The following is an 18,645-nucleotide window of genomic DNA, read 5'->3' as shown; positions in this document are numbered from 1 at the left end:
CACCGACACTGACTGTTATCGGGACAAAAGCCGTGTCACTGATGCCGGGGCTGAGCATGGGCCAGCATCTGCTCCGCCATGACCCACAGGGCGCGATTGAGCTTGATATCACTATCAATCCCATTTATCGCACGGGTTTGTGCTCGTTTGCCAGTGGCACTGCGACCAGATAATCCTCCTTTGCTCAGATTCTCCTGCAGCCTTTGGAAAGTAGTCCACAAATCGGCTTTCTTGTCTTCCCAACGGCGGGGCATCAGGATTTGCGCTTCGATGACCGGATGATGTTCCTCGCCGTAACGGTAGGTCAGTGCCGCATGGGCCAACGCGTGCTGATGCTCGGGAGCCAGTGTCAAGGCCAGCATGCTTTCCCGACTTTGGTCTATCCGGTCAAATATCCCCAGTACCTCGTAGGCCCCTTCAATCACCTGTCCCGCTATATCGCCTTTGTGTGGCACACGAATTTCCCCAAAACTCTGTCCGCAAACCAACCCATTCGAACAAACTTCACGGTACCAGCCTGGCAACATTTGAAAGCTTGAGGAGCCATCGTGGCTATTTAACAAAATAATTTCTTGGGTTTCTTTCTGGGTTATCTGCCCTGACCTGCGTAGCCTGAGCATGTGTTTTGTGTGCTCACGCTTGTCCAAATCCCGCACGCGAGTCTGGCAGGCGAAGAACGGCTCAAACCCTTCTTCACGTAACCTGTCCAGTAACGTAATCGTCGGGATATAGGTATACCGCGCACTGCGGGAAGCATGTTTGTCGTCACCCAACACGCTGGGGACATAGTGCGCCAGTTCATCATGGGTTAATGGGCGGTCACGGCGAACAGAATTTACCCGCCCAAAGCGGGAGGCCAGACGTGTCATAGGAATTCCTTGAATTAAAGAGGAGAGATTCAGGCTTGATAAGCCCAATACAATCAAAGGGAAAATGAGAGATAAGGCTCAGTCGGAAATGAAAATCGTCCGGGCAAGCTGGCCTACGGCCCATGTTGACAGGTAGTCAAAACCGCCACTGATGACGCCACCAATCAGGGGAATAAAGCGTGTTATTCCTCCGGTAAATTGTGTTGTCAGCCGGGTCACTAATTGGGTGGTCACCTGCTGTTGAATATGACGCGCGGTACTGTCAGAAAGTGTGCTGAACACCCGCCATATACAGAGTTCTTTGAGAATATCTTTGGCAATATTGCCGCCCAGGCAGAGATAAATCAGGTTTCGGGTTTTGGGGTCATTAACGGAATGACCGCCAATAATCGCCACCGCCGCAATCATTCTGAATTGAAGAAAGAGAATGCTGGAGATATTAAGCGGAATAGACACCGGTAAAGTAATCGCCCCGCCAAGTCCGGTAATAAAACCGCTGGTTGCCGCTTTGGTTGATTCCCAGAGAATTAAGTTGGAGGCAGAGGTCACTTTGTCAGGAAAGTGTTGTAAGTAAATATCGGCAAGTTGTTGTGCGGAGTCCAGCCCTGCACCGCCATTAACCGCGTGTTCGTACAGTAAATCGAGCCAAGTGTAAAAAGAACTAAACGGAACGTCATCATCCATATATCACCTTTGCAACGAATGAAAAGCCACGATGAAATACCGTGGCAAGGTTCGATTCAGTGATATAGGTGTATAATTTTTTTATTTGACACCTGATATACCATACGTTCTAAACATTCGTTTCTTTTCGGTTTTTTTATTTTCATCTATTACCGGAGTTTGAAAGAATGTGTTTGTTTTATAATAGCAACAGGATTCTTTTGCTAAAGATAAAAAATAAGCCTTTAAGGCTTGAACATCAATTACAATAGGTGAGTGTTTTAAAATAGAATGTTGATTAAAATCATCAACGAAAATTATTTTTAATTGACCTCTAAAGTAGTCAATGTCAATAATATTTTTAATTGTGTCATTTATATGGAAATTAGCATGAAAGTCCTCCATGATATCTGTATTTGAAAAATTTTCGGAAAAAGAAAAGTGGCGAACAACACCGAAACCTATAGAGTAACAATCCCTAAGCCACCCAGTTGATATGAGCTTATTTTTCACCTTATAGGGGCTATCCGGATTTACACAAGACAACCATAATTTAGTTATTTCATACCCTAGTTTTTCATTCACCTTATCATGTTTAGTATAAAAATTAATATGTACATACGGATATCCATCAAGAACATCACGCAATATTACCCATGTATACCCCACAACGAAAGAAGAGAGTGTTGCATTAGATCTAAGTCGATTGAAAAATCGACCTAACGTCTCCTTTAATTTCATGGAAAAATGGCTGTGACGTTCATCATCACTTAAGGGAAGGCTAATGTGAGGCCTGAATATGGCGCATGAAACCTTAACAGAACCGACTGAGGGGTATTTATTTTTTATTTTATTGAAGTGGTCAATCAATGCAATGTAAATATCCTCCTTATGCTTTACTGCCGGAGATAAAAAATTCCAAATCTCTTTGAGTTCGGCATAAGGCGTAGGCGAATGAGATGCCTTTATGAGTTCACTGATTAAATCTACGCTTGCATTATTTTTATCAGAATAGCTTCGCAAACAATAATACTTTGAAATTTCATTTATTTTTCTCCGCATTGAAAATACATCTAATGGCTCAGCAAGACTTGCGGCTGGAATGCGAATAAAATCAAAATCGCTAATCATATCCATGATAAAACCTGATTAAGCTTCAATAATAAAGCAATAACCTACAACTTATTTATTTCCTTGTCTACAACTTACCTATTTTTTTTGCCTACAAGTTATTTTCCATCCCTGCTACATAGCCCTTTCTAGTGTTCCAGAGACTCATTTTTCAGTAATGGCGTATACGTCGTTGTTAATGTGGGAACGCATCAAAAAATTAAATTTGAGCTTTTTATAGTATTCATACCTGCTGTTATGTTTATTTTTACACAACAGCGTAATAGCATGCATTGAGCTTCGTTAGTCACATCACTGCCAGTACGTTCAGTGTATCCATACTTTTCGCCGTTGGCAAACTGATTAAAATGACAGGGTAAGTTAAGTGCATGATGAGGTCTGCCCCGATACCGGGATACTTACCCCCCAGTGATAAGATAGTTGTCACCTTGATTTTTCATTGGGGACTGGCGTTATAGAATGGCTGCGCAGAGTTAAGGCTGCGAGCTATCATGTTCATGATGCCACCTTATAACAAGAGCCTGAGACAGGTTGCTGATGATATCGATGTAGAGCACTCCACTGTGTATGGCTGGCGAACACAACTGGAAATGAAGGAACTTACCGCTCATAAAGATGAACTGACTCATGCCCGTATACCAGAGCAAATCTTCAGTATCCGGCTTGAAACCGGCGAATTAGAGTTCGGATGGTCTGCGATTATGCAACTTATAAGTATCGACAGCTAAAATAAGCTATCAGCCCTATAAACTAACGTCGTTATTTTACCAGGATAAAAAACACTAACTTACTATAAAGGTAAATACATTGATTAATCGTTATTTTCCGTTACCAGCCTGGTGCCGGCTACTGAAACTTTAATCTGGGATGATAAAATAAAATAATTAATTTAGGAGTTTATATTATTGAGTATTGAGTATTGAATTGAGTATTGAATTAAGTATTGAGTATTGAGTGGTGGTAGGCAGTGGTATTAAGCATGTCCATAGGCTATGGCAATACCACTAAGCATACTGACAAACAATATCATTAAGCCTTAGGCATAGACAGGAATTTGATTAGAGTACTCCATATAACAGATAACCCCAGTGATACTCTTAGTCATAGACAATACTCAGTAACGTATTGTGGCGAGTCTGGGTAATATCCATAATTCACTGTATATCCCGTCATAGTAAACATTCAGGCTTTATTCTCGATAAAGCCATTCAATAGATTTTGCAGGGAAACCAATGATGGACATGGACTATGAAAAATACCTGTCATTATCGACAAGTGCTTATAATAATGACGAGGAAACACTCTCCCTCTCTTACGATTATAATTACCTCAACGACATGATGAAATGGGTAAATACAGTCACTCAGATAGCACAATCCAATCAAACTGAATTTAGTATGACTCACTATAGATTTAAGGGATATACCTCACTCAATACCACCGCAACCGGGAAAAAGACACTTGAAATAATTGCTCACCTACCTAATATCGCATCTACACAACGAACGCTCCACCCAACGCTGGTATTGTTTTATCAGTTAACTGAGCAATATTCATTACGGTCATGGGTTGCCAGTATGAATACCCCCGCCAATATTGAAATGCAGGTGAAACACCTTAATCAGTTTCTTGTCCATTTCAGGACGGCAGCCTCTGGCGCAAAGCATAAATTAGCTCTGCGCTATTTCCAACGGGCGGCAATAAAGAATCAACGAAGTGCATTCAACTACATTGATAATCTGTTTGACCGATACGCAAAATTACTGGTGGTACGTGTTGATTTATCTTATCAACGCGCTGCGAATAAACAAATAACCGCCACACTGGCCAGGCAGCATCGTGAACGCCTGTTCCGAAATATGAAATCCAATCGACTCTTTGAACACGCAGTGGGCTATATCTGGAAGCTCGAGTTTGGTGAATACAAGGGCTTTCATTACCACATGATTTTCTTTTTTGATGGCGCTAAGGTGCGCGAGGATGTGACCTTGGCCAGGTTGATAGGTGAATACTGGCGGGACAGTATCACCGAAGGCACAGGACTTTATTTCAACTGCAATGCCCGGAAAGCAGACTACCGAATCAATGGCATTGGGTTGGTAAGCCATGCCGATAACGCCATGCGGGAAGGCTTACGAAGAGCGGTGACCTATCTGACCAAAGTCGATACGTTTGCCCGACTGACATTACCCGACAAAGGACGGACTTTTGGGAAAGGAGAGCGTACGGAATTACCGGATAAAAAACGTGGCAGGCCCAGAGTGTTGTCACTCCCTGCATTTAGCCTGATGTGACCACCGAGACACAAGGTGCTCCGTAATTTTTTATCTCTTTGATGAATGAAATGAGAAGCAGCACGTGATGACATTCAGATACCGACATTGAGTATTGATAACATCACACAACGCTCTCGCTCATTTCACTTAACGAGAGAGAATACAAATGTCTACATTACTTGATGACCAAATGGTCACGATGGCTTTCATTAAAAAATTCACGGGATTATCGGATAAATGGTTTTACAAGCTTATCAGTGAAGGGCTATTCCCCAAGCCCATCAAGCTGGGGAGAAGCTCTCGCTGGCTGAAAAGCGAACTGGAAGCCTGGTTAAATGAACGCATCGCCCAGTCCCGCCCTGAGTCCCTTGATTAGTCATTAACCAACACCTCACTTTCCCCACGATTTACGCCACCCGAGATTTCTCACCTGCATTTGCATCGATATCTGCCCTCAAGGGACGGATGAGCCATGCCTGCAGTCCGGCGAAAAGGAGTCATACCGTGTACGCAAAATCATTCATCGCCATCAGCACCACCGGACGATTAACATCAGCACGCTCAGCGTTGTCAGCATTCAATCATCAATACGTATGCCATCTGTGTGGCTGCCCGGTGGAACTCCACGACGCGGGAACCGGCAGGTCCCCCTGGTTTGAGCATATCGAGCAGCCTATATCAACGCGCCGTCGCAATGACTGCCCTTACCTCAATCCGGAACAGGAAGAAATCGACAGGGTCATGACACTGCGCAGGCTGGTCCCTGGGGCCCTTCCATTGGTCAGGAAAGCAGACTGGCACTGCACAAAATGTACGGCTAACTACCATGGGGAGAAATATTGTAAACCCTGTCAGACCGGTATTCACAGTATCAAAACGTCTAAAAATGGCTTTTAAGCCCCGAGCTTCCCACCTTATCAGTTTTCTCTCTCATCACCCCATGCCAATGCCATCAACCACCGCACTGACCGGAGGGCAATTTAGCATGCATAAAACCTGGGGGATTAAGGATTAATCAAAGGATATCATCATGTATCAACGCATCAGAACGGCCCTGACGGCACAGGGCCATCAGGTTAATAGCACACACCTCTCTCCAGGTTCCATAACAGAGCACTATTATTGCCCTTCTTGCCATAACCCGCTGCAATTGCGGCATTCGCATTTTGCAGGACGTCTATTCATTCATAACCAGGAGCATCCGGATTTCCAGTCGGAGAGGGACTGCCAATACCGATACCCGATAAGAACAGCACCAATATCTTCACCAGCAACTCACTCCTTAGCCCCCCAGCAAAGCACTATCATGACGCCACCACTACCAAGGGCTACTCTGCCACACAGGATTTACTTCTGTGTGCTCTGCCAACATGAATACCGTGGGCCAAAGACGTGTCCCCAATGCCAACAGCACCTGTACACGGCGGAAACCCGTTAGCTTCGCTCACCTCAAGCGAATGATGGCAGCATTAAGTATTACATCACTGGATCACTCTGCTTATTACGGGAAAATAGATTCGATGATATTCTCAAGAATAATCTCAATATTAATTAAGACTATTCTTGCGTGAGTTGAATGTATTTCATTCTTTACCGCACCTCATCAAAAAAAATAACCCCGACCCTATTATAATTCCAAGCTGAACTGTGCTAATTTCAGCGCGCAAAAATATACAACAACACGCTTTCATCTGGGGTTAATAGCCCTTGAGATTCAGTATCTATCGAGTGTTAGTGTATTTTTCTCAATGTATATCGCCGCTGATAAACATGACTTTCAAGCCGTCTCAAGGATGGTCTATCTCTTTTTACAATCAGTGAGATGCCATCATCTCACCGCATTTAATCTTTTTGAGGTTTTATGAACAAAACATTATTGGCCGGCATTATCAGCCTGTCTTTCGTCACATTACCTGTTCAGGTCTGGGCTTTTACACCGATTGTAGAGGGGATAACCGTCAACAATGAAGTCGTTGATAATGGCGGACAAATTGTGCGTAACGGTGGTGTCATTAATAATGGCCGGGTTCACGGACACATCAATAATGGTATTGTTTCAAAATCCCACATTGCTGTCACCAACGGGAGCAGTGCCGGCACAGCCAATAATACCACTGTGGATGATGGCGGTTGGTTCGAGGTTACCGATGCTTTTGCAATCGGTACTATTGTTAATCAGGGCGGGTTGCTTGGGGTTAAAACTGCGGGGATCGTGACAAATAGCCAGATTAATGATGGCGGCTATATGACTCTGGGACTCAATAGCCAGTCGAAAGGCTATCTCAATATCGCCGCGGGTGCAGAACTTTTTATTTCCAATAATGATACCTATACCAGCGATGTGACCACCCACAATCCCGCCCTGCCTGCCAATGTCACCATTGAAAACCTCACTGTAGCGGGCTTAGTCGACCTTGGCCCTTCCTGGGTAGGCACGAGTGTGGTGCCGGTTTCGCCTCCTGAAGTCCTGGGGCCGGTGCTGGTGACCCGAATCAACAATGTGACAATGCAAGGGGGGCATATCAACCTGCAGCCCTATTCTGCCGGTGGGCAATTTAACCGGCTGGAGATAGAGAATCTGTCCGGTCAGGGTAATTTTGCCATGACCACCCAGCTTGCCAGCAATGCCGGTGATTTTATTACAGTCTCGCAGCAGGCGACCGGTCAATTTGGTATTACTGTTCAAGACAGTGGTAAAGAGCCGCAATCCGCCAGCAGCCTGGCATTGGTACATGTTAATAGTGGCGATGCTCAATTCAGTTTACTCAATACGGGCGGTGTAGTGGATTTAGGCGTTTATCAATATGGGCTATACAAACAAGAAACTAATGGCAGCACTGACTGGTATTTGGCGACTAACGCAGCAGACCTCCCCGTTACAGTACCAAATAAAATCGCTACAACCCCAGTGCTCAGTTCCGCGGCACAAAATGTGCTGAATATGGCCGCAGCACCGCGGCATATCCTGAATGCGGAACTGAGTACCTTGCGTCAACGCCAGGGCGAATTAAAAACGGATGCTGATGGCACTGTTGGTGTTTGGGCTCGCTATCTTACTGATGACAGTCGGTTGTCTGATAATAAAAATGTCTCTTTCAAAAATACTTTAAGCGGCATGGAGATTGGGGCTGATAAACAACTCGGATTGAGTCGGGGTAATGTGTTGCTCGGCGCATTTACCGGCTACAGTTCATCCGATGTCAAAGCGACTCGCAGTAATGGTGGAAATGGCGATATTCGCAGTTACAGTGGCGGCTTCTACCTGACCTATCTGGATCAAAGCGGGCTTTATATTGATACGGTGCTCAAAGCTAACCGTTTTAATAATGAGTTGAGTGCTCAGGGTGCCCGTGCAGAATACAGCCAGAATGCGTTTACCACCTCTTTAGAAAGTGGTTATCAGTTGCCTGTTTATACCAATCTTGTACTAGAGCCTTATGGCAAAGTAAGTTATTCACGTATTGGTAGTGCAAATTATGCCCTCAATAACGGTATGGTTGCGGACGTGGCTAAAGCAGATAGCATTCAAGGTGAGTTAGGCTCAATATTGGCGGCCTCTTATACTGTGAATCAAATGGCGATCAAACCTTATGTTAAACTGGCTATTGCCCGTGAATTTATCAAAACTAATGCAGTAGCGATTAATGGTATTGGCTTCGATAATAACTTTTCCGGTAATGTCGGAAAATATGGTGTGGGTGTTGATGCCACCGTTGCCAGTAATGCCACTATTTTTGCTGAAGTGGATTATCTCCATGGTTCAAAAATTGAAACACCAATAACGGCTAATATTGGATTCCGTGTTCGTTTTTAAATTTTTTGGCCCTCTCTTTGGGGGCATTACTTTTTAATTCTACGTTCCATCACTCGTATCATCTTTAAAAAAACAAGAATCAACCTAAAGAAATAAGATTTTTCCCACGATTTAATATTTATCTTGATGATATTTCCTACAATTAATGATGCCATTTCTCATTTATTTCTACGAGTTTAAAAACACGTTGTAAATGGTGATTTTATAAGCATACTGCGCGAAATTTATTTTACACTTATTTTCCCCCAATCAATGGGGAAGGGTTTTATCGTGCTGCGTTCCTGTTATTTGAGTTTACTCGCGGGTGTATTATTGCCCATGGTCGCCATTCCACATGCTAGTTATGGCGCAGAATTAGCACCTATCCAACAAAGTATTCACCAACAGGAACGACAACGCGCCCTGGAAGAACGTCTGGCCCCTGCAATACCGGATGTACGTTTATCTGCACCCTCAACCTCTTTGGGTCGCCTCTCTTTCCCGGCGGAAAAACCCTGCTTTGCCATTGATCGCATAAAAATCAGTGGCGCAGAGCCATTGCCGCGCTGGTTGCCACTACAACGTATCGCCAATCAGGCGCAAGGCCAGTGTTTGGGTGCCAAGGGCATCAATCTGTTAATGAGCCAGTTGCAAAATCGTCTGGTCGACCACGGCTATATCACCACCCGTGTGCTGGCCCCGCAACAGGATTTGAACAGTGGCACGTTGGCGCTGCAAATTGTGCCCGGCAAAATACGCAGTGTTGAGCTCACGCCAGACAGTGACCGCCATGTCACACTGTTCAGTGCCTTCCCTGCCCGCCCCGGTAACCTGTTGGATTTACGTGATATTGAACAAGGGTTGGAAAATCTCCAGCGTCTGCCCACCGTGCAGGCCAGTATGGAGTTGATCCCCGGTACTGAACCCGGTGAAACCGATATCGCCCTGAGCTGGAAACAGAGCAAAATGTGGCGATTGGCGGCTTCACTGGATGACTCAGGCACCCGCAGCACCGGCCGCTATCAAGCTGGCGCGACACTATTTCTGGATAATCCCCTCTCCCTGAGTGACCAGTTCTATGTCTCTGCCGGTGGTTCAATGAAGAATCGCGGTGATAAAGGCACCAATAACCTGACTGGCCATTACTCGCTGCCGTTCGGCTACTGGACCGCCGGGTTGACCGCCAGCAGTTATGACTATCATCAGACCGTAGCGGGTCTGAATGGCGACTATAGCTATCGTGGGGAAAGTGAGAATGTCTCGTTGCAACTTAGCCGCCTGTTGCACCGCAATGCCAGCCAGAAAACCACTTTGACCTATGATGTACTGACTCGCTCGTCGAAAAACTACATCAATGATACCGAAGTGGAAGTGCAGCGCCGCCGCACCTCGGCCTGGCGTGTCGGGTTACAACATCGGCACTTTATTTCACAAGCAACTCTGGACGCGGGTATCAGTTATCAACGCGGCACTCGCTGGTTTGGTGCGGTTCCTGCACAAGAAGAGTATTTCGGCGAAGCCACTGCGTTAAGCAAAATTCTGCGCATGAATGCGCAATTGGATATTCCTTTTGCCATTCAAAAACAAAACTTCCATTACAACCTGCAATATCAGCGCCAAAGCACTAACACCCCACTGACGCCGCAGGATCAGTTCAGTATCGGCGGGCGCTGGTCAGTGCGCGGGTTTGACGGCGAACGCACCCTTAATGCCGATCGTGGCTGGACGGTGCGCAATGATCTGGGCTGGTATACCCCACTGCCGGGGCATGAACTGTATGTCGGTGTGGATTACGGCGAAGTCGGCGGCCGTAGCGACCCTTACTTATTGGGCCACCATCTGGCGGGCAGTGTCGTCGGGGTGCGTGGCCGCGTGTTTCATACCCAATATGACTTGTTTGCCGGTAAACCGCTGTCTAAGCCCGATGGCTTTAAAACCGACTCGGTGACGGTGGGCTTTAACCTGAACTGGCAATACTAATGCGCCTGATTAATCACGACTCTTTGAGAATGAACCATGAATAAGAACCTGTACCGTATCGTGTTTAACAAGGCGCGTGGCATGCTGATGGTCGTGGCTGATATTGCTGCTTCCGGTCAGGCCGCCTCTTCTGCGTCATCAGGTGTCGGGCACACTCAAAGCCGTCGTATTAGTGCATTATCTCCTCTCAGTTTCAGCCTGTTATTGGCATTCGGCTGTGTCTCATTATCCGCTCAGGCCAATATTGTCGCCGATGGTAGTGCGCCGACTAATCAGCAACCGACCATTATCAACAGCGCCAATGGCACACCACAGGTGAATATCCAAACACCGAGCAGCGGCGGTGTTTCACGTAACGTTTATAACCAGTTCGATGTCGATAATCGCGGCGTGATCCTCAATAACGGCCACGGTCCCAACCAAACCCAGATTGCTGGCGTGGTGGATGGCAACCCGTGGCTGGCACGCGGTGAGGCCAGTATTATCCTCAACGAAGTGAACAGCCGCGACCCAAGCAAACTCAATGGTTATATCGAGGTGGCCGGGCGCAAAGCGCAGGTGGTGATTGCCAACCCATCAGGTATTACCTGCGAGGGCTGCGGTTTTATCAACGCCAACCGCGCGACATTAACCACCGGTCAGGCACAACTCACTAATGGCCAACTGACGGGCTACGATGTAGAACGAGGCGAAATTGTTATTCAGGGCAACGGCCTGGACAGCAGCCGTCAGGACCATACTGATCTGATCGCGCGTTCCGTCAAAGTGAATGCCGGTATTTGGGCCAAAGAACTGAATGTTACCACCGGACGTAATCAGGTGGATGCCGCGCATCAGAGCATTAATGCCAAAGCCAGCGATGGCAGCCCACGTCCTACCGTCGCGGTAGATGTCGCCAATTTAGGCGGCATGTATGCCGGTAAAATCCGCTTGATCGGTACTGAAACTGGTGTCGGCGTACGCAATGCTGGAGAGATAGGAGCTTCGGCAGGCGATATCACCATAACCGCCGACGGCATGCTGATGAACAGTGGCCAAATCAACAGCGCACAGCACTTAGTGGTGAAAACCGGCGCTGAAATAGAGAATACCGGGGTGCTCTATGCCAGTGCTAATACCCAGCTCACTACCGCAGGTAAACTGACTAACAGTGGCACTATTGCGGCGGCGGGTGACACTTCGTTGCGTGCGGCTGAGGTTAATAGCAGCCGAAATGCTGTGTTAGGTGCGGGCGTAAAATCCGACAACAGCAGCATTACCAGTGGCACACTGAAAGTAGAAGCCAGCGGCAAGTTAATCGCCCAAGGGAAAAATATTAGCGGCACGGCGCAGAGCTTCAATGCGCACAGTATCGATCTGAGCGGTAGTCAGACGCAAAGCCGTGATGTGGCCCTCACAGCACAAAGCGGGGACATCAATCTCACCGGGGCTGAGGTGCTTGCCAGCCAGAGCCTGTCGGCATCAACGACTTCGGTGTTATATACCAATAATGCCCGCTTGATTGCAGATAAAATAACCTTTAACGCGCAAACCCTCTCTAATGTGGGCGGCGTGATTGCGCAAACCGGAACCACAGATTTCAACCTAAATCTGCCGGGTTATATTGATAACCGTGATGGCACTCTGCTGTCTACCGGCACACTCTCGCTACAAGCCGAAGGTGTAAACAGCAACAGCAACAGCCTGCTGGGCGCGGGCATACAGAGTGATGGCCGCCTGACAGAATCCGGTAATTTGCTGGTCAATACTCGTCAGGAATTAATCGCCCAAGGACAAACCCTCGCCGCCGATACCATGATATTAACCGGCAGCCGGATTGATCTGAGTGACAGTTACACCCAAGCTCGTGAGATGAATATCACTGCCACTCAGGGAGATATCAGCACGCAGCGTGCCAATATACTCGCCCTTGGTACTCTCACCATCAATGCCAGTGCCAATGCCGGGCAAACCCTCAATAATCAGGGCGGCGTACTGGCAGCCAATAGCATCCATTTAAAACTGAGCCAACTGAACAACAATGCAGGCAAGGTGACGGCCAGTGAAGATTTGACGATCAACTTGCAGAGTGATTTCAACCATCTGGCGGGTTCTACCCTTCAAGCTGGGCGTGATTTCACTTTGACCACCGCTGGCGATGTGACCAATAGCGGGCAAATGCTCGCGGGTGGCAAACTCAGCACCGACTCAAACAGCTTACTGAATAGCGGCACGATTATTGCAACGCAAGCCGATCTCAAAGCTGTGGGCGCATTGATAAATAGCGGCGATATCTTGACCAGCGGCCTGCTCAATACCGACGTTAATACCCTGTTCAATACGGGCACCATTATTAGTGCACAGGCCACACTCAAAGCACGCGAGCGCATCACTAACTCCGGCCCGAACGCCCTGATCGGTGCCACGGATGAAAATGGTACTTTAGCCTTACTGGCTCCGGTGATTGAAAACAGCGATACCGTCACTCACACCGATACCGCCGCGACCACCACCATTTTAGGGATGGGCAAGGTTATCCTCGCCGGCGCGCTGGACAATAGCGGTAATTATCTGACAGCCGCTCAGGTGCTCAATATTTCCGGCTTGATTGAGTCCGGCAAAGATATGTTGATTTACGCCAATACGCTGACCAATAGCCGCCATATTCTCACCGCCAATAGCGACTTTGTGGTGGCCGACACCGTGACCGGTTCGGCTTACTGGACAGCAGAAAATCCCGATATTCCGGGGGGGCGCTACAAAGAACCCGAACATGGCGGGGCAAATAATAGCGATTATATTGGTACCGATTATACCTCGACTGTCGCCTATAACAGCATTGATAACATCAGCCCGGAGGCACAACTGTTAGCGGGGGGGAACCTGACCCCGCAGGTGGGCACGCTGGAAAACTTCTGGAGTAAAATCAGTGCACAGGGCGAGATTAATCTCACCGGCGTCACCCTGCAACAGGATGGCTGGGGCAGTGCACAACGCCTGATCGAACGCACCACCTCCAGTGGCACATGGAATTACCGTAACTATAAAGGCGGTTTGTGGAGTGATAATTGGGGGCCAGAAGTCAGTGAGCGCGCGACCAACCAATATGCCTCCAGTATTACTGCACAAACCCTCAGCGGCAGCGGCACCACGATCAACAATGGGGCTAATCCCGGCGCTATTGCGCCTCCCCTGGGTAGTAACAATAGCGGAAAAGATCTGGCCATCGAGTTTAATGGTATTTCTCTGACACCGCCTAATGGCGGGCTGTATCAGTTCAGTACTGACTACACCGTCAACAGCCAGTATCTGATAGAAACGAATCCGGCCTTTGCCAACCTAAATAACTGGCGCGGTTCCGACTACGTGCTCCAGCAATTGAATAATGACCCGAATGTGATATTCAAACGGTTGGGAGATAACGCCTATGAACAGCGTTTAGTACGCGACCAGGTGCTGGCGTTGACCGGCCAGGCTGTGGCCAGTGATTACCGCAGTGCGCAGGAACAGTTCGAAGCACTCTTTGCGGCGGGCCTGGAGTACAGCAAAGCCTTCAATATTGCCCTGGGTACCCATCTTAGTGCAGAACAGATGGCGGCATTAACCACCAATATAGTGCTGATGGAAAGCCGTGAAGTGGCCGGGCAAACTGTGCTGGTGCCGGTGGTCTATCTGGCGGGGGTCAAGCCGGGCGATTTACAGGCCAACGGCGCATTAATTGCCGCCGAGAATATCACCTTAACCGAGGTTCAGGGTTTCACCAATCAGGGCGCGATGAAAGCCGGCAATGACCTGAGCATCAGCATGGCACAGGACATCAACCTGAATAACCGTGGCGGCTTACTTGAGGCTGGCAATAATATGCTGCTCAGTACGTTGAACAGCGATATTGACCTGACCAGCGCGCGGTTAAATGCCACTAACCTGCAACTTGATAGCGGCCGCGATGTGATACTGCGTACCGGCAGTGAGCAACTCAGCAGCGATAATGGGGCTGTCCAGCGCAACCAAACCGTGCTGGGGCCGCTGGCGAGTATCAATGTCAGTAACAACGCGGTTATCAATACTGAACGTGACTTTATCATGCAAGGCGCTGGCCTCAATGTCGGCCAGGATTTGCAGGTCAATACTGGCGGCGACTGGCTACTCAATACAGTGGAGACCCGCGACCAGATAACGGCGAATTCTGGCCGTAGCAGCTCGACCAGTGAACATATCCGCCATCTGGGTAGCGAAGTGAATGTTGGCGGTGCGCTGACCGCTAACGTCGACAATTTAACTGCCGTAGGCGCTAATATTAATGCCAACACCATTGATATACAGGCGCAGAATATTAACCTCAGTGCCGCCACCGACAGTCTGCATGTCACGGGGGAATCCTCCAGCAATCGCCACACCAGCTCAGTGAATCTCTATGATGAAACCCTGCGTGGCAGCCAGTTGAATGCCACCGGCGATATCCATTTACAGGCAGCAAAAGACATCAAACTCAGTGCCAGTGCGGTACAAACCGACGGTGCGCTAAAGCTGGCTGCGGGCGGCGATATCACCCTCACCACCCAAACTGAGCAGCATGACGAGCAGCGCAATCATACCGGCACGAAAAAAGGACTGGCCTCCAGCACCACCACCCGTACCGAAGACAGTATTAGCCAGACGTTGGCGGTCGGCTCGGTGCTGTCAGCCGGCTCTATGGATATCAGTGGTAAAAATATCGCGGTCATCGGCAGTAATGTGGTGGCTGATAACGATATTAACCTGCGTGCGCAAGAGAACATAATTATCGGCACCGCGCAGCAGAGCGAAAGCGAATCTCACCTGTATGAGCAGAAAAAGTCCGGCCTGATGAGCACCGGCGGTATTGGGGTCACGGTGGGCAGCAACAGCACCAAAATGACCGATACCGGTCAATCGATTTCCAATGTGGGCAGCACCGTCGGCAGCCTACTGGGCAATGTCAACATGACCGCCGGTGAAAACCTGACGGTGAAAGGCTCCGAGGTGTTAGCCGGTAAAGACATCAATCTGACCGGGAAAAACGTCAGTATTCTGGCGGCCGAAAACCAGAGCAGCCAGACCCATACCGTCGAGCAAAAATCGAGTGGCCTGACACTGGCCCTGTCCGGCACGGTGGGCAGCGCCCTGAATACTGCCGTCACCACCGCCAAAGCCGCCAGCGAAGAAAGCAATGGCCGGCTGTCCGCATTGCAAGGCGTGAAGGCTGCGCTCAGTGGTGCTCAGGCGGTACAGGCTGGGCAACTGGTGCAAGCGCAGGGGGGCGATACCGCCAGCATGTTCGGCATCAGCGCCTCATTAGGCTCACAAAAATCGGCCTCACAACAGCATCAGGAACAGACCAGCGTGACCGGTTCGACCCTGACGGCAGGTAACAATCTAACTATCAATGCGACCGGTGATGGGAACCCCGCGAACAGCGGCGATATCGTGGTGCAAGGCAGCCAGCTCAAGGCCGGTGGCGATACTACCCTGGATGCGGCGCGTGATTTACTGCTGCTCGGTGCCGCCAACACGCAAAAAACCGACGGCAGTAACAGCAGCAGTGGCGGCAGTGTGGGTGTCAGCCTGGGGTTCGGTAGCGCTGGCGGTGGCCTGAGTATCTTTGCCAATGCCAACAAAGGACAAGGCAATGAGCACGGTAACGGTACGACCTGGACGGAAACACAGATTGACACGGGCGGCACACTGTCGCTCAGCAGCGGCCGTGATACCTCATTAGTGGGCGCTCAGGCGAGTGGCGAAACGGTGAAGGTTGATGTGGGCCGCGACCTGCTGCTGCAAAGTCAGCAGGACAGCGACAATTATGATTCGAAGCAGACCAGTACCAGCGGTGGTGTCAGCGTGGCAGTGGTCGGCGGCGGCGGCTCTGCCAACCTGAGCATGAGTCAGGACAAGCTGCACAGCAATTATGATTCAGTGCAGGAGCAGACCGGTATCTTTGCAGGCAAAGGTGGCTTTGATATCACGGTCGGTGAACATACCCAGTTAGATGGTGCCGTGATTGCCAGCACCGCCGACAAGAGCAAAAACAGTCTGGATACCGGCACTCTGGGTTTCAGTGATATCGAGAACAAGGCTGACTTCAAAGCGGAACATCAGGGCGGCAGCCTGAGCACCGGTGGCCCGGTCGGGTCTGACCTGCTGAGTAATTTGGGTGGCGTGGTGCTGTCGGGTCTGAGTAATGATGGACATGCCGAGGGCACCACTCAGGCGGCCATCGCGGATGGTACCATCACCCTCCGAGACCAGGACAAACAGCAGCAGAATGTTGAAGACCTGAGCCGCGACACCGAGAATGCCAACGGCAGCATCAACCCTATCTTTGATAAAGAGAAAGAGCAAAACCGGCTAAAAGAAGCGCAACTGATTGGTGAGATTGGCGGTCAGGCGATGGATATTGCGCGCACGCAGGGCAAGATTATTGCGACCAATGCGGCTAACGAGAAGATGAAGGATGTCCGGCCTGAAGATATTACGGCAGCCAAAGAACAGTGGGAAAAAGCCAATCCGGGCAAAGTAGCTACCGCTGAAGATATCAATAACCAGATATACCAAACTGCTTACAATCAGGCGTTTAACGAGTCAGGTCTGGGAACAGGCGGCTCGGTACAGCGTGCGATGCAGGCGGCCACTGCGGCAATACAGGGACTGGCGGGTGGCAATATGGCACAGGCACTGACCGGCGCCTCGGCACCGTATCTGGCAGAAGTGATAAAGGCCGGTACAGGTGATAATCAGGCAGCCAACGCCATGGCGCACGCGGTATTGGGTGCGGTGACGGCGTATGCCAGTGGTAACAATGCGCTGGCGGGTGCCGCAGGTGCGGCGACGGCAGAACTGATGGCACCGATTATCATCGCGGCAATGGGCTGGGACAAGAACACTCTCTCGGAAGACCAGAAACAGACGGTCAGTGCACTGGCAACACTGGCAGCAGGGCTGGCGGGTGGCTTGACCGGTGACAGCACCGCTGATACGGTTGCGGGTGCGCAGGCAGGGAAGAATGCGGTGGAGAATAACTATCTGAGCAATCAACAGCGTTCAGATAGAGATAAAGAGTTCGATGCCTGTAAAGGCAGTGTGTCCTGCCAATTGCAAGTGGGTGTCAAATGGGATGCTATTAGCCTAGGGCAAGATACTGCTTACAGTGCAGGCATGCTGGTTGGTGTTCCTCAAGGGCTTTACGACTCAGTCGAGAGTTTATCGAAATCCATCAGTGACCCTGCTGCGGCTTATGATGCAATCAAGCAACTGATAGCGAGCGATGATATTTTTAACACCATGTCAGATGCGGTTAAGCAAAGCTACATTGATCGCATCAACCTGATGGAGTCGGAGTATCAGAAAGCTGGCGCAAGTGGTGCGTATAATGCTGGAGTTGAAGCCGGTAAACTTGTGTCTGATCTGATTGGTGCTGTTGCAGGTGGCGTTGGTGTTGCAAAAGTGGGTACAGTACTCACAGAGAAAATTGCAGCGAAAGTGGTTGGCAAAATTGACTCACCAAACCTTAAAACACCATCTGGTAACCCTAACAGTTCAAGTGCTGTTACCGATTTTGAGGCAGGCGGGTATTCTTATTATGACCAATTCAAGAATGCTAATGGGGGATGGGATTGGCCTAAGAACTTGGGATTTGAAGGTGATCCTGTCAAAACTACAATCCCAGTAGGTACTCGTTTGGATAGATATGGAGAGCCCAATGGTTCTTTCCTTGCACCGAAAGGGACACCTTACGAACAACGTGCCCTTGCGCCGGGTGCTAAAGCTGAAAAATATTATGAGTATGAGGTAATAAAGCCCTTGCCTGCTATACAAGGAGAAATTGCTCCTGCTTTTGGTCAGCCAGGTGGAGGTGTCCAAATATTACCTAATATGCAAGACCGAGTGAATGTTGACTGGCTGGTGAAAAATGGATATCTACGGGAGATAAAGTAAT

12 protein-coding genes are annotated in these 18,645 nt (G+C 49.0%); 8 read left to right on the top strand and 4 right to left on the bottom strand.

Annotated features, from left to right (window positions below; all coding sequences use genetic code 11):
* Positions 1–35 precede the first annotated feature (35 nt).
* From DJ58_RS03325 to DJ58_RS23540, 4 genes are all read right to left on the bottom strand, one after another.
* A complete protein-coding gene (locus DJ58_RS03325) occupies positions 36–869 on the bottom strand; it encodes a DUF932 domain-containing protein (protein WP_004712432.1) in 834 nt (277 codons plus the stop codon).
* A gap of 78 nt (positions 870–947) precedes the next feature.
* Complete coding sequence (locus tag DJ58_RS03330) at positions 948–1,553, bottom strand: EcsC family protein (RefSeq protein ID WP_004712431.1); 606 nt, start codon at positions 1,551–1,553, stop codon at positions 948–950.
* Between the two features lie 81 nt (positions 1,554–1,634).
* Positions 1,635–2,669 carry a hypothetical protein gene (locus tag DJ58_RS03335; protein ID WP_004712430.1) on the bottom strand — a complete coding sequence of 345 codons (1,035 nt, stop codon included), beginning with the start codon at positions 2,667–2,669 and terminating at the stop codon, positions 1,635–1,637.
* Positions 2,670–2,949: 280 nt separating this feature from the next.
* On the bottom strand, positions 2,950–3,090 hold the full coding sequence (locus tag DJ58_RS23540; RefSeq protein WP_004712429.1) for a hypothetical protein: 141 nt from the start codon (positions 3,088–3,090) through the stop codon (positions 2,950–2,952).
* A 64-nt stretch (positions 3,091–3,154) separates the two neighbouring features.
* Here DJ58_RS23540 and DJ58_RS0121960 point away from each other — a divergent pair, with 64 nt between their 5' ends.
* The 8 genes from DJ58_RS0121960 to DJ58_RS03355 all read left to right on the top strand — a co-directional run bounded on the left by DJ58_RS0121960 (position 3,155) and on the right by DJ58_RS03355 (position 18,644).
* The gene (locus tag DJ58_RS0121960; protein WP_050413926.1) at positions 3,155–3,391 is read left to right on the top strand and encodes a hypothetical protein; all 237 of its coding nucleotides are present in this window, start codon (positions 3,155–3,157) and stop codon (positions 3,389–3,391) included.
* Between the two features lie 513 nt (positions 3,392–3,904).
* Entirely contained in the window at positions 3,905–4,957 is a 1,053-nt protein-coding gene (locus tag DJ58_RS22250; protein WP_004712427.1) for a YagK/YfjJ domain-containing protein, read from the top strand.
* A 148-nt stretch (positions 4,958–5,105) separates the two neighbouring features.
* Positions 5,106–5,315, top strand: a complete 210-nt coding sequence (locus tag DJ58_RS03340) for a helix-turn-helix transcriptional regulator (protein WP_004712426.1) — start codon at positions 5,106–5,108, stop codon at positions 5,313–5,315.
* A gap of 89 nt (positions 5,316–5,404) precedes the next feature.
* A complete protein-coding gene (locus tag DJ58_RS24165) occupies positions 5,405–5,836 on the top strand; it encodes a putative zinc ribbon protein (RefSeq protein ID WP_071985059.1) in 432 nt (143 codons plus the stop codon).
* Positions 5,837–5,969: 133 nt separating this feature from the next.
* Positions 5,970–6,377, top strand: coding sequence for a putative zinc ribbon protein (locus DJ58_RS24160; protein ID WP_115155787.1), 408 nt, complete (start codon positions 5,970–5,972; stop codon positions 6,375–6,377).
* Between the two features lie 423 nt (positions 6,378–6,800).
* Complete coding sequence (locus DJ58_RS03345; protein WP_032913271.1) at positions 6,801–8,753, top strand: autotransporter outer membrane beta-barrel domain-containing protein; 1,953 nt, start codon at positions 6,801–6,803, stop codon at positions 8,751–8,753.
* Positions 8,754–9,005: 252 nt separating this feature from the next.
* A complete protein-coding gene (locus DJ58_RS03350; protein WP_004712736.1) occupies positions 9,006–10,712 on the top strand; it encodes a ShlB/FhaC/HecB family hemolysin secretion/activation protein in 1,707 nt (568 codons plus the stop codon).
* 36 nt (positions 10,713–10,748) lie between these two features.
* Positions 10,749–18,644, top strand: coding sequence for a two-partner secretion domain-containing protein (locus DJ58_RS03355; protein ID WP_080725787.1), 7,896 nt, complete (start codon positions 10,749–10,751; stop codon positions 18,642–18,644).
* The last annotated feature ends 1 nt before the right edge of the window (position 18,645 follow it).

This window comes from Yersinia frederiksenii ATCC 33641, from assembly GCF_000754805.1.
In the GTDB taxonomy this organism is placed as follows: Bacteria; Pseudomonadota; Gammaproteobacteria; order Enterobacterales; family Enterobacteriaceae; genus Yersinia; species Yersinia frederiksenii.
Note: the sequence above shows the minus strand (reverse complement) of the source record. Positions and strands in the feature narration are given on the sequence as shown.